Here is a 13048-nt window from a genome sequence, read left to right on the forward strand (position 1 = left end):
ACATAAAATTCTAATTTCAACACAATTATCTAAATTATAGTTTTAATTAAAAAAATAGGGAAGGCGCTCAAATATTACTTTTGAGCACTTTCCCATTTAATTACTTATCAAATCTATCCACTTTAAACAGCCTTAAATCCTCATTGGTTTTACCTAAAAATAAATCACTTAACATCATTCCACCAAGTGTTGCAAATAATATACCATTAGCTCCATAGCCTAAACAATACCACAACTTATCATTATTCGGGTCCTGTCCTAGGAATCCTAAATTATCTTTAGTTGATGCAAAAGCACCACAATATTTATATTCCACTTCTACATCACTAATGTCTTTAAACATTGCTTTTAATCTTTGCTCTAATATATTATATTTTTCATTTGCAGCTTTTTCATTAAATATATCTGGCACGAAATTTATATCTTCTCCACCTATTATTATCCTATTGTCCTCAGTAGTTCTTAAATAATTATATGGATCACCATTATCTCTAATAAGTACTCTATTTTGCCACCCTGAAAAACTTTTAATAGGTTTTGTGGCTATATTAAAGGTAGTAGTTTTAGTCCCAAATTTTCTTTTTGTAAATAATTCTGTATTATACCCTGTAGCCACTATAACTATTTTACCCTTAACCTTATATCCATAGTTCGTTTCTACCACTACTCCACTATTTTCATAATTGACTTTTACTACCTCTGTGTTCTCATAAACTCTAAGGCCACTTTCACAAGAAACTTCTAATAACTGATGAGTATATTTATATGGATCAAATTGTGCCCCCCCATTTTTGCAATAAACACCTGCTTTTACGTCAAAACTAAAGGGATTGTTATGCTCATCTATGAAATCTACATCAAACCCATTTTCACATCGAAGCTTATATTCTTCATATATTTCTTTAATCTCTAATTTTTTAGAGGTGTATAACAATGTGTCTTTTACTCTGTAATCACAATTGTTTCCGTGCTCGTTTATAAAACTATCTATTTCACTTAAAGCCAAAATCCCTAAGTTATAGGATTTTATTACATTTCCCATTGTAGTAGCTTCCATTAAATCATTTAAATTCTCATCAAGTTCGTACTGCAGTAAAGAAGTTGTAACACCTGTGCTTAAATGACCTATTCGCTCCTTTTCTAAAATCACACTACTTATATTCTTTTTAGAAAAATAATAACCTAGAATACTCCCCGTAACTCCGCCACCTACTATTATTACATCCGTTTCTATATCTTCTGTTAAATAAGCATATTGTTTAGGTACACTGTTTGTATTTATAAACAGTGGTTCACCTTGAACATATTGTAAATTCAAATTATTTCACCTACCTGATTTTTCTTATTTTAAAAGTAGTGTTCCACAATTATTAATCCTATATACTTATAATGATTTTTATATTTATCAGTAATTTTTTTATGGTACAATATATAAAACAGTGAAATATATTATAGTATATAGGAGATGCTTGAATTTGGAAAAATTATGTTATGAAAATCCCTATCAAAAGGAATTTACAGCTGAAGTCATAAATGTCATTCAAAAAGAAAAAGAATATCATGTTGAACTAGATAAAACCTATTTTTACCCAGAAGGTGGTGGTCAGCCAAGTGATACCGGATATATAAATGGTGCTGAAGTTACCTATGTATATGAAGAAGCTGAAAAAATATATCATGTTGTGAGAGTGAACCCTTTAAAGATCCACAAAGTTAAGTGCGTTATAGACTTTGAAAAAAGGTATGACTATATGAAACAGCACCTAGGTCAGCATATAATCTCTGCTTGTATTTCTAATTTATTTAATGCAGTTACCATTGGTTTTCACCTTGGCAAGGATTCTGCAACAATTGATATTGATAAGGCTATTGAAGCAAATGACCTTAACCTTGCCGAAGAAAATGCCAACAAAATAATTTTAGAAAATATTAACATAGAAGTACTTTATCCAACCAGTTCTGAACTTAAAAAGCTATCACTAAAAAAAATCCCATCTAAAGCTGGCGAGAAAATTAGAATAGTTAAAATAGCTGATATTGACGTGAACCCTTGCTGTGGACTACATCCTAGTTCAACAATTGAGGTACAATTAATTAAGATTACTAAATTCGAAAAATATAAGAATGGCTTAAGAATTGAATTTATGTGTGGAGGAAGGGCTATTTCTGATTATTCGGTAAAACATGAAACTATAGAAAAAATGTCTAAACTTTTATGTTGTAATAATGCTACTGTTTTATCCGAAGTACAAAGGCTTTCAGGTGAACTTAATAAGGCACTTACTGAAAAAAGAGCATTAAAAGCTGAGGTTGCACAGTACGAAGTTCAAAATATGTTAGAATCATCCCCAAAAATAGAAGACATTAGAGTGCTTAAATGCATTTATGATAACGGTGATTTAAAATATGCTAATATGTTAGCAACGAAATTGGTATCTGCCACAAAGGTTATTGTTTTATTCGGAGTAAAATCTGGTGATAAAGCAAATCTTTTATTCATGTGTTCAAGAGATTTAAATATAATTAAAATGGATTCTCTTCTAAAAGATGCCATAACTCTAATTGATGGAAAAGGTGGCGGAAGTGCCTTTTCTGCACAAGGTGGAGGAAAAAATAATAATAATTTAGATTCTGCACTTGATTATGCTAATAGCAAGATCAAAGATGCTATAATTTCTAGCTCAAAAAATAAATAATATACATAAATAAAATAAATAACAAGCTAATAGTTACAGATGTAAAAATTAGCTTGTTATTCATTTTTATCTACTTATTCACCTAAGATTTTTGGAACTTTAGATGCTCTAAGTCTGTGTGCGTAATGCATGTTGGATCCTAAAAGTGGCCTAGCGTAATTTAAGAATGCTTCAGTAACATTATTGCATGCACTATTAATAAAATTATCAGGCATAACCTTTGTCTTGCCTGCTACCAGCTCTAACTCCGTAAGTCTATAATCCACTGAATAATGACCTGTTCTATGAATAGTAATTGAACCGTCAACATTATCCCAAAGTGCATACTGCGCAGCTTTTTCCCCTACTTCTCTAGCCTCATTTCTATCTACATCTGATACACACCCCATAAAACATCTTTGAGAATATCCGAATGTATCTGTTCTAACCCTTTTAATATTTAGATTGTTTCTAATATAGTTACCTAAAAGGTCACCTAATGCCCCTGATCCAGATAATTGTATATTTCCATGTTCATCTTTTTCTATTCTTTCCATAAGACTTGAAATTATTGGTTGACCTTTTTCATCTACAATACCTTCTGAAACAGCTATTACACATCTTCCATATTTATCGTAAACATTTTTAACATCTACCAAAAATTGCTCTATTTTAAAAACCCTTTCAGGCACATATATTAAATGTGGACCATCATCTTCGTACTTTTTAGCTAAGGCTGCGGCTCCGGCTAAAAAACCTGCATTACGTCCCATTACTACCCCTATATATACTCCTGGTAATGCTCTATTATCAAGATTGATTCCAATAAATGCATTTGTTATATATTTGGCTGCAGATCCATATCCAGGAGTATGGTCATTAATCATAAGGTCATTGTCTATAGTTTTCGGTATATGAATTGCTCTAAGTTCGTAACTTGCAATTTTAGCTTGCTGATGTACTATTCTAACTGCATCTGATGAATCATTTCCTCCAATATAAAAGAAATATCTTATTTCATGAGCTTTAAGCACCCTAAATATTTCCTTACAATATTCTACATCTGGCTTGTCCCTTGTAGATAAAAGTGCTGATGATGGGGTCATTGCCACTTGTTCTAAATTATGAGTTGTCTCTCGGCTTAAATCGTGGAAATTTTCATTAACTATTCCATTTACTCCATTTATAGCACCATAGACTTTTGTTACTTGTGGAAACTTCCTTGCTTCGAGCACCGCACCAACTAGAGATTGATTAATAACAGCAGTCGGCCCTCCACCTTGTGCAATTAAAACTTTACCTTCAATTATCATATTTTTACACCCCTTGTAATTTTATGATTACTTAACTAAATAGGAACTGTTTATTATATAAACTTTATAAAAAAAACCCAATGTGATTTGTAATCATACTGAGCCTAACATACATTAATATTTTGAGATATCTTCTGAACAATATGGTAACTATTAAATTTAATTATAATTTAGTTTGCCATTAATTACAAGTAATAATTGCAATATTCAAAATATTTGATTTTATAATTTAATTAAAACCCCAAGTTCTTCTGCTGCTGTCTTTGAATCTTTTTTCCCAAGTATAGCTGAAACTACAGCTATACCATCAATATTTGCCAACCTTAACAATTGTATATTTTCTTTATTAATCCCACCAATAGCAACTACTGGAATAAGAATATTTTCTTTTATCGACCTCAAGCAACTCACAGAAACCACACTTGCATCATCTTTAGTAGTTGTCGGGAACATAGCTCCAACCCCTACATAATCCGCTCCTTCCATCTCTGCCTTTTTGGCCTCTTCCAGTGTAGATGCGGAAACCCCTATTATTTTATTATTACCCATTATAATCCTAGCAATATCCATTGGCATATCATTTTGACCCAGATGGACTCCTGCACAATTTATAGCTTCTGCAATATCTATTCTGTCATTTATTATTAATGGGATTTTATATTTATCAGTAATAATTTTAATTTTTACTGCAATGTTATAAAATTCTAGAGTACCTAATCTCTTTTCTCTAAGTTGAACTAATTTAACTCCCCCTTTTATTGATTCCTCAACAGCAGTATATATATCTGTATCCACGAGTATATCTCTATCTGTAACAAGATAAAGGCTGTAATCTATATTATTCCTCATTTATTTTACTCCTTTTCACAATATCATCTTCAGATAAATTATAAATAGCATCTATTATTTTTACTTTTAATGACCCGGTGCCACCCTTACTTTTATCTAATCCTTCATAAGCTATTTCTCCTGCTATACCCATAGAAACAACCCCTGCTAGTGCTGCTATTAGATTGTTACCCCCTACTCCTAGATATGAACCTATAAGTGAAGTACACATGCATCCTGTACCTGTAACCTTAGACATTATTTTATGCCCATTCTCTACTGAGTAAAGTGTTTTACCATCTGTTATTATGTCTACTTCACCAGTTATAGCTATCACAGTATTTAGTTTACTTGCAAGTGCCTTAGCAATTCCTTTTTCCTGAATTAGTTCATTACCATATGCAGAAACATCCTGGCATGCATCTACACCTTTTGTTTTAGATTCAATACCATAAAGTGTTTTAATTTCTGATAAATTCCCTCTAATAACGGAGAGTTTTACTTCACTTATATTTCTCTTAGCAGTATCTGTTCTATAGGATGTTGCCCCTGCACCAACAGGATCTAGGATAACTGGAATATTTAATTTATTTGCCATTCTTCCTGCCACAATCATAGACTGCACACTTATGCTATTTAATGTTCCTATGTTTATTACAAGTGATGAGGAAATGGATACCATCTCACGAACTTCATTAATATCCTCCGCCATTACTGGTGACCCACCTAGCGCAAGCGTAATATTAGCGCAATCATTAACGGTAACATAATTTGTTATATGATGTACCAAGGGGCTTTTTTCTTTTACATTGTTTAAGAGTTCTATGATTTTTTTATTAATTTCCATTTAGACATCATCCTCCAACTTATTGCATATATAAATCCTGTTAGAACCATAACTGGCATTGTAGCTCCTAATATAAAATCAAGTTTTATAAAGCTATAGTAAATTACTATTCCTATAATCCAAACAATAATTGCTCCAAAGTTTATGAGAACACTCGCTTGCACTTTTGTATTTTTCTTTATTACAAAATAATCAGTAATTAAGATCGCGAATAATGGAGCAAATACTGAACCTATAGCATATAAAAAGCCCTCATAATTTCCCATAGGAAATATTACAGCTACTAGTGTCCCAATAATAGCCATGATAATACCAACTTTTTTCTCACTAAACTTTGGCACAATGTTTAAAAAGGAAACTCCTGCTGAATACACATCTAAAAATGTAGTAGTTACTGTAGATAAGACTACTATTCCTAGAGCTGTAATCCCTAAATTTGCTGCAAGCATAATAGCTGAAGGGTCTGAATTGTTTGAAACTATAACCGCCCCAAGTCCTATAATAAACATCCATGAACTTCCTAAAAAATAGCCTATGAAACTTCCGAATGCACCTTCCTTTTCGCTTTTTGCAAATCTAGTATAGTCTGCAATTAAAGGTAGCCATGAAAGAGGCATAATTATACTGAGTTCTAATGCTCCTCCAAAAGATATTTCTCCGGTACTTGCTTTGGTGAGTAATGCTTTATCTTTAAATATAATAACTCCTAGTACCAATGTAAGTATAAAAAGCAAAGCTACCGCTGTAATATTTAATTTTTTCATGCCTTTATTCCCAAAATAAAGCCACATAATAGTAAAAATCCCAATAACCAATATGCATACTAAAACATTATCGAAATTCCATAAACTTTGAGCTATAAGATTTACAGAATTTGCTGCTACCTTTATCATAATTGCTGTCCATCCAATTAGCTGAAGTACATTTAAAATTGAAAATAAGTAGGTACTATATACTCCAAAAGAAATATTGGTTGATGTCATTGATGGCACTTTTTCTCTAGTACCTATGATACCTCCCATCACCAATATTCCTGTTCCAATTGTGTGTCCAAGTATTATTACTATTATCCCCATCTTAAATCCTAAGGGTGCAATTAATCCTCCGGTCAGTATTTCAGCAGCAGAAACCGCAGCTCCGAACCATAAGAACACAAAGGTCCAAAAACCTAGTTTTTCACTATCATTAATCATTTTTCATACCTGCTTTCTTATATAATTTATAAAAATGATTGGTAGGACCAACACCATGCCCAATATCGAGAGAATGCTTTATTGCCGATGTTATATACTGTTTCGAATTTTTTATTGCATCCTTGATGTCAATGCCAATTGCCAAATTTGCGGCTATGGCAGAAGATAAGGTGCATCCCGTTCCATGAGTATTTTTTGTATTTATTCTTTCTGAACAATAATGTGTAATTTCAATTCCGTTATAAAATACATCTATGGCCTTTCCCTTAATATGTCCGCCTTTTAAAAGAACATTTTTGCATCCAAGCTTGTACATTTCCTTTACAGCACATTCCATGTCTTCTACAGTTTCAATGCTTATAATATGAGAATTCACTTCGCGAAGGATTTCTTCAGCCTCTGGAACATTAGGTGTAATAATTAATGCTAGTGGTATTAATTTCTTAATAAGTGCTGTTTTTGACTCTGGCTTTAAGAGTGAATAACCGCTTTTAGAAATCATTACGGGATCGAGTACAATGTTTGTCGGCTTGTATAGTTCTAATTTCTCACTTATTGCATCAATAGCTGAAATTGTAGACACCATACCAATTTTAACTGCATCTACAATTATGTCCGTAAAAATAGCATCGATTTGTGCTTTAATGATTTCATCCTCTAGGTCTTGTACTGCAAAAACACCCATGGTATTCTGTGCTGTTATGGCTGTAATAACACTCATTCCATATACGCCATTTGCACTAAAACTTTTTAAATCTGCTTGCATGCCTGCTCCTCCACAACTGTCTGAACCTGCTATAGTTAAAACTTTTTTCATTTGATTCCCTCCTAAAATATATTTAAAAAAGCAACACAAAAAACACAAACCCATAGGATTTGTGTTTAAATTACCATGCTATATAAAAATATATAATATACCAATAAACAACTTCCTACGCTGGCATTATCCAGTTCAGGTTATTAGGGTCAAAGAATTACAGTTCTTAATCTCAGTTGGCTTACCCAACTCCCCTGTGTTTGGTTATTCACTTTTTAATTCATGATTTTATAATAACATAACAAAGCATTAATCACAATTTTTGTTTATCTTTTGTAATCTTAAGCCATAGTGATTAGGTGATATATCTATACGTTCTACTGTTCTGAATCCTGCTTTACTACACAACTCCATCATATCACATATAGAAATTCTGTCGTTTAAAGAAGGTCCCATTTCCATTTTTCTTTTATCCCAGTCTATTATTAAAAAATAACCATCATCTTTTAATACTCTTTTAACTTCATTAAAATATCTAGCTTTATCCACAACTTCATGAATAACATTGCTAATAAGTACATATTTAAAGCTATCATCTTCTACCGGAAAAGTATATTCTTCACTTGTTGTAAATTCTATATTATTTATCCCCGCTGCTTTTTCCCTTGCAAAATCTAAAATCTCTGGAACTATATCTACCCCTATAACTTTATTGTTTTTAAGAAGTTTTGAAGCTGGCACCGTAAAATACCCTATACCACACCCCACATCTAATAAATCACCATTATCCTCAATCTTAAATTTTAATAATGTTTCTTCCGGAGGCATTATCCTTCTTCGTTCTGGATTATCTAATTTTTCTATATTCTTTATATTAAACTTATGCATTTAATCCCTTCCTCTGTTTCTTAGATTTTTTACTTATAACCATATCCGATATTGTATTTACAGGGCATATGGTACACCACGTTCTAGGACTATACAAAAAAGCAAGTATCATCCCTATAACTGTACTTGTAAACATCATAGAATAAACTCTAAAGGATAAGTGTACTGCCCAATTTGGTATAGAATTTATATTTAAAAGCTGAGGCATGTTCCATGGAAGCTGAAATGCAATCAGAAATCTCACTTTTTCCATTGATTCCATTCTACCTCTAAATACCATTATTGTTGACATAAATAGTATAAATAAATTACAACTAAAATAAATTAACAAATATGTTTTTGTATCACCTTTTGTCAACCATTTAGGTGCAACTTTTATAGGCTTATTTTTGAATAATGTGGTGAATAAGTTTGCTCTTGGACAATAATTTTGGCACCATGTCTTCTTACCGTTCTTTGCTAGTAATATAAATGGAATAATCATGCAGGCAAAACCAAGCCATGCAAAAATAATATTAAAAAATCCAATTGCGAAAAATAGTATGGTTAATATATACAAGTTGTTTTTCCATTTTTTATTCATATTAACATCCTTTCCATAAGTTACTCTACAACTTCATAGGGCCAATTTATTATTCCACCCAAATTATATACATTTATATATCCTTGTTCAACTAATATGCCTGCTGCTGCAGCACTTCTATTTCCACTTCTACAATATACAAATATAGTTGCTTCCTTATCCACAAGGTTTTTCTTTGCCTCCTCCACAATGGTATCTACAGGCATTAATATGGAATTTTCTATGTGACCAGTTTCATATTCCTCCTTTGTTCTTACATCTAAAATAATAATTCCCTTTTCACTATCAATCCTCTTCTTAGCTTCTTCTGGAGTAATATTACTGAAGTTAATTTCTTTTTGTGCAGTTGTAACTTCATTTTTAGTTTCAATATTCTTATTGCTACAACCTGAAAATACTCCCACCATAAGAATGGCAGTTATTAAATAAATATTTTTAGTCTTTAATTTTATACTCATTGATATACCCCCTCAATCGAAATAACCTATTAGTTACTTTTGATTATACCATATGGGGGTATATTAAAAAAGTATTTATTTAATATAATTTATATGGGCATAATACTAACAATATTAATGCTGGAGGTTTTTTGTATGAAAAAGAAAAAAGTGTTATGGATTTTTTTAGTAGTTGTATGTTTTGCAATAACATACGGTTATTTTGTAATTAAAAATATAACTACAACAAGTAATGGTAAGATTGATTTAATATTAGGTACAATGTCAAAAGTAGAACAATATTTTAACCCTGTTTCACTAAAAGAAAAATCAATTTATGAAATACGTATAGCATTACTTAAATCTACAAAAATATTCAATTCAAAGCCTATATCTTTTCAAAACATAAAAAATATGGATATACAAACAGATTCAAATCAGGTACCAGTAAGAATATATACACCGGATGAGGGCAATATTTTCCCTTTAATAATTTATTCACATGGTGGTAGTTTTGTAAGTGGTAGCATTGATGAATATGAAAATGTTTGTAGGAAACTTTCAAAAAATACTAAGGCAATAGTAGTCTCTGTAAACTACCGCCTTGCACCAGAAAATCCTTTTCCTGCTGGAGTTAATGACGTATATAACGTGCTCCAATGGGTGTATAAAAATGCTAAAAGTATTAATGGGGACTCTAGTCGAATATGTATTGCAGGAGACAGTGCTGGTGGCAACATTTCTGCAGTAATTTCTCAAATGGCACGTGATAAAGATGGTCCTCACATAACTTGTCAGGTACTAATATATCCTTCTACAAATATTTATCAACTAAATACTAAATCTTGGGAATATTTTGGTATGGACTATAGTCTTACAACTGAAAACTCTGAGAGATTTATATCCCTATATACTCCAAAATTAGAAGATAGAAAAAATAATTATACCTCTCCTATATTATCTGAAAATCTTAATGGATTACCAGACACCCTAATAATCACAGCTGAATTTGATCCACTAAGGGATGAGGGTGAAGCTTACGGGAATAAATTACGAACCGCAGGTGTGAATGTGATTTCTACTAGATATAAAGGTGTCACTCATGGCTTCATTTCAATGGGTAAAATTACAAAAAAAGCAGAACAATCATTGAATGAGATATCCACATATTTATTAAAACAATTTAACAAAAAATAATTTTAAATTTTTCAAGTCAATACAAATATCCCAATCATTTCATCTATATTTTATACCAAAATGGGTAGACTAGAAATTGTACTGATAAAACAGTATGATTTTATATTAGGAGGGATAATATTATGAATAATAATAGTGTAGAAGAAACAAAAAAACTAAATGAACAGTCGAGGGCTAATAAAGGTAACAGTTCCTACTCAAATGCTGGTATGACTAGTAGCACTAGTGGTGCTCCACTAGAAGAAACAAAACAGCTGAATAATCAATCAGCTCAAAACTCAGGTTCAAGTACTTACTCAAATTCCGATATGACTAGCAGCACTAGTGGTGCTTCTAATATGTCCGATATGTCTAGTAGCTCTAATTCCTCTACTTTAGAAGAAACAAAGAGCTTGAATAAGCAATCAAAAGCAAATAAAGGTAAAAGTAAGTAATAATTTTAAGGCAGGATAATCCTGCCTTAATTTATATTATACTTACTTACTCTTTTTTCAATCTATATTTTTTATCGTATTATATTTTATATATTTTTAGTCTATCCACTTTATATTTTTTTAAGTATCTTTAATTATTTAAATCAAAATGATATAATAAAGATTATCACATTTAATAAGACATTTAAAATAAGAAAGGTGTAAAACGATGAAAAATTATAGTACTGAACGTGAAGAAATAGAAAACATTTATGGCAAAGTCAGTCCATTTGAACTTAAAGATAAATTAATCAGCCTTGCAAAGGAATCAAATAAGAGTAGTGCCCATTCATTATTAGATGCAGGACGCGGCAATCCAAATTGGATTGCAGCTACGCCTCGGGATGCTTTCTTTACCTTTGGCCATTTTGCTGTGGAAGAATCTAGGAAACAATGGAATGATAATGATTTGGCTGGTATGCCCAATAAAAAAGGTATTTTCAGAAATTTTATGGGTTTTGTGAAGAATCACAAGGATTCACCTGGTATTGAACTTCTTAATAATATGATTAATTATGGAATTACCGTAAAAGGTTTTGATGGTGATGATTGGGTACATGAACTCGTAGATGGAATTATTGGTGATAATTATCCAGAGCCTGATAGAATGCTTAAGCATATTGAAAGCGTAGTGAATGATTACCTTATTCAAGAATTATGTTACAACAAACCTCTTGTGCGCAAATTTAATTTATTTGCAGTGGAAGGAGCCACAGCAGGAATGTGTTATATATTTGATTCGCTAATTGCAAATAACATATTATCGCAAGGTGATAAAATTGCACTTATGTCCCCCATTTTCACACCATACCTTGAAATTCCGCATTTACCAAGGTATGATTTTGAAGTAGTTGACATAGTAGCAAATGAAATAGCTGAAGATGGTACCCATACATGGCAGTATCCTTCAATAGAAATTGAAAAACTTCAGGATACTTCAATAAAAGCACTATTTATAGTTAATCCAAGCAATCCCCCCTCTGTTGCAATTAATATACAAACAGTGGATATGCTTAAAGAAATTGTAAAAATAAATAATCCTAACTTGATGATTATTTCAGATGATGTATATGGCACTTTTGTAGACAACTTTCATTCACTAATGGCAGATTTACCTTATAATACAATCGGAGTTTATTCGTTTTCAAAATATTTTGGGGTAACAGGGTGGCGACTTGGAACTATTGCACTACATGAAGATAATGTATTTGACAAATTATTAAAAGATCAAGATGAAGAGAAAAAAGAAAGGGCAAGGATACGTTATGGAGGACTTTCTATAAATCCTGATGAAATTCTTTTCATTGATAGAATTGTTGCAGATAGCCGTCAAGTAGCCCTGAATCACACTGCAGGCTTATCTACTCCACAACAAGTTCAAATGGCATTTTTTTCACTGTTTGCATTAACCGATGACGATGATAGATATAAAAAACTGACAAAACGAATTTGTCGACAACGTAAGAAACTATTATTTGATAACTTAGGAATATCGGTAAAGGATGACGAGTATGATGCTGCCTATTATACTCAATTTGATTTACTGGAATGGGCCAAAAATAATTATAACGATGAATTTATGAATTATTTAAAGGAAAATTATAAACCAGTGGATATCCTATTAAAGTTAGCAGAAGAATCTTCTATAGTACTACTCAGTGGAAGTGGTTTTCATGGACCTGAATGGTCTATTAGAATATCACTTGCCAATTTAGATGATGAATCTTACCCTACAATTGGAAAAGTAATTCGTAAGATTTTAGAGGAATACGTAGCTAAATGGAAAGCAGATGATATCTAAAAAGTACCTAGTCTCAAAATTTTGAGACTAGGTACTTTTTATTCACTTTAATATGT

At 31.6% G+C, this 13048-nt stretch carries 13 protein-coding genes and 1 riboswitch; of the genes, 4 read left to right on the top strand and 9 right to left on the bottom strand.

The genetic code is table 11. The annotated features are described in order from the left end of the window. Nucleotides 1-100: 100 nt before the first annotated feature. On the bottom strand, nt 101-1318 hold the full coding sequence (locus ACREWB_RS20560) for an NAD(P)/FAD-dependent oxidoreductase (protein WP_431549329.1): 1218 nt from the start codon (nt 1316-1318) through the stop codon (nt 101-103). A 157-nt stretch (nt 1319-1475) separates the two neighbouring features. Here ACREWB_RS20560 and ACREWB_RS20565 point away from each other — a divergent pair, with 157 nt between their 5' ends. Continuing rightward, entirely contained in the window at nt 1476-2696 is a 1221-nt protein-coding gene (locus tag ACREWB_RS20565; protein ID WP_431549330.1) for an alanyl-tRNA editing protein, read from the top strand. A 74-nt stretch (nt 2697-2770) separates the two neighbouring features. On the opposite strand, the gene ACREWB_RS20570 is transcribed toward ACREWB_RS20565, so the two are convergent. The 8 genes from ACREWB_RS20570 to ACREWB_RS20605 all read right to left on the bottom strand — a co-directional run bounded on the left by ACREWB_RS20570 (nt 2771) and on the right by ACREWB_RS20605 (nt 9542). Further along, entirely contained in the window at nt 2771-3988 is a 1218-nt protein-coding gene (locus ACREWB_RS20570) for a 6-phosphofructokinase (RefSeq protein WP_431549331.1), read from the bottom strand. 222 nt (nt 3989-4210) lie between these two features. Beyond that, the gene (gene thiE / locus ACREWB_RS20575; RefSeq protein ID WP_431549332.1) at nt 4211-4837 is read right to left on the bottom strand and encodes a thiamine phosphate synthase; all 627 of its coding nucleotides are present in this window, start codon (nt 4835-4837) and stop codon (nt 4211-4213) included. Continuing rightward, nucleotides 4827-5663, bottom strand: coding sequence for a hydroxyethylthiazole kinase (thiM, locus tag ACREWB_RS20580; protein WP_431549333.1), 837 nt, complete (start codon nt 5661-5663; stop codon nt 4827-4829). Before thiM ends, thiE begins: the two co-directional genes overlap by 11 nt. Beyond that, the gene (gene cytX / locus ACREWB_RS20585; RefSeq protein WP_431549334.1) at nt 5639-6856 is read right to left on the bottom strand and encodes a putative hydroxymethylpyrimidine transporter CytX; all 1218 of its coding nucleotides are present in this window, start codon (nt 6854-6856) and stop codon (nt 5639-5641) included. The genes thiM and cytX overlap by 25 nt, the downstream gene beginning before the upstream one ends. Next, a complete protein-coding gene (gene thiD, locus ACREWB_RS20590) occupies nt 6849-7673 on the bottom strand; it encodes a bifunctional hydroxymethylpyrimidine kinase/phosphomethylpyrimidine kinase (protein WP_431549335.1) in 825 nt (274 codons plus the stop codon). The genes cytX and thiD overlap by 8 nt, the downstream gene beginning before the upstream one ends. Before the next feature lie 94 nt (nt 7674-7767). Continuing rightward, nucleotides 7768-7879: riboswitch (TPP riboswitch) on the bottom strand. 43 nt (nt 7880-7922) lie between these two features. Beyond that, the gene (locus ACREWB_RS20595; RefSeq protein WP_431549336.1) at nt 7923-8501 is read right to left on the bottom strand and encodes a class I SAM-dependent methyltransferase; all 579 of its coding nucleotides are present in this window, start codon (nt 8499-8501) and stop codon (nt 7923-7925) included. Continuing rightward, nucleotides 8494-9084 carry a 4Fe-4S binding protein gene (locus ACREWB_RS20600; protein ID WP_431549337.1) on the bottom strand — a complete coding sequence of 197 codons (591 nt, stop codon included), beginning with the start codon at nt 9082-9084 and terminating at the stop codon, nt 8494-8496. Before ACREWB_RS20600 ends, ACREWB_RS20595 begins: the two co-directional genes overlap by 8 nt. A gap of 20 nt (nt 9085-9104) precedes the next feature. After that, complete coding sequence (locus ACREWB_RS20605; protein ID WP_431549338.1) at nt 9105-9542, bottom strand: rhodanese-like domain-containing protein; 438 nt, start codon at nt 9540-9542, stop codon at nt 9105-9107. A gap of 135 nt (nt 9543-9677) precedes the next feature. Here ACREWB_RS20605 and ACREWB_RS20610 point away from each other — a divergent pair, with 135 nt between their 5' ends. The 3 genes from ACREWB_RS20610 (at nt 9678) to aspD (ending at nt 12992) form a co-directional block, all read left to right on the top strand. Next, nucleotides 9678-10718, top strand: a complete 1041-nt coding sequence (locus tag ACREWB_RS20610) for an alpha/beta hydrolase (RefSeq protein ID WP_431549339.1) — start codon at nt 9678-9680, stop codon at nt 10716-10718. A gap of 122 nt (nt 10719-10840) precedes the next feature. Continuing rightward, nucleotides 10841-11152: a hypothetical protein gene (locus ACREWB_RS20615; RefSeq protein ID WP_431549340.1), complete on the top strand. Its 312-nt coding sequence runs from the start codon at nt 10841-10843 to the stop codon at nt 11150-11152. A gap of 208 nt (nt 11153-11360) precedes the next feature. After that, nucleotides 11361-12992 (top strand): aspartate 4-decarboxylase, encoded by a 1632-nt coding sequence (aspD, locus tag ACREWB_RS20620; RefSeq protein ID WP_431549341.1) that lies wholly within the window; start codon nt 11361-11363, stop codon nt 12990-12992. The last annotated feature ends 56 nt before the right edge of the window (nt 12993-13048 follow it).

This window comes from Clostridium sp. (assembly GCF_050717635.1).
Taxonomy (GTDB): domain Bacteria; phylum Bacillota; class Clostridia; order Clostridiales; family Clostridiaceae; genus Clostridium_AD.

What these genes read in the sequence shown, in the direction of transcription:
- ACREWB_RS20570 (WP_431549331.1), bottom strand. Translation starts at nt 3,988, where the DNA reads ATGATAATTGAAGGTAAAGTTTTAATTGCACAAGGTGGAGGGCCGACT.
- thiE (WP_431549332.1), bottom strand. Translation starts at nt 4,837, where the DNA reads ATGAGGAATAATATAGATTACAGCCTTTATCTTGTTACAGATAGAGAT.
- thiM (WP_431549333.1), bottom strand. Translation starts at nt 5,663, where the DNA reads ATGGAAATTAATAAAAAAATCATAGAACTCTTAAACAATGTAAAAGAA.
- cytX (WP_431549334.1), bottom strand. Translation starts at nt 6,856, where the DNA reads ATGATTAATGATAGTGAAAAACTAGGTTTTTGGACCTTTGTGTTCTTA.
- thiD (WP_431549335.1), bottom strand. Translation starts at nt 7,673, where the DNA reads ATGAAAAAAGTTTTAACTATAGCAGGTTCAGACAGTTGTGGAGGAGCA.
- ACREWB_RS20595 (WP_431549336.1), bottom strand. Translation starts at nt 8,501, where the DNA reads ATGCATAAGTTTAATATAAAGAATATAGAAAAATTAGATAATCCAGAA.
- ACREWB_RS20600 (WP_431549337.1), bottom strand. Translation starts at nt 9,084, where the DNA reads ATGAATAAAAAATGGAAAAACAACTTGTATATATTAACCATACTATTT.
- ACREWB_RS20605 (WP_431549338.1), bottom strand. Translation starts at nt 9,542, where the DNA reads ATGAGTATAAAATTAAAGACTAAAAATATTTATTTAATAACTGCCATT.
- ACREWB_RS20610 (WP_431549339.1), top strand. Translation starts at nt 9,678, where the DNA reads ATGAAAAAGAAAAAAGTGTTATGGATTTTTTTAGTAGTTGTATGTTTT.
- ACREWB_RS20615 (WP_431549340.1), top strand. Translation starts at nt 10,841, where the DNA reads ATGAATAATAATAGTGTAGAAGAAACAAAAAAACTAAATGAACAGTCG.
- aspD (WP_431549341.1), top strand. Translation starts at nt 11,361, where the DNA reads ATGAAAAATTATAGTACTGAACGTGAAGAAATAGAAAACATTTATGGC.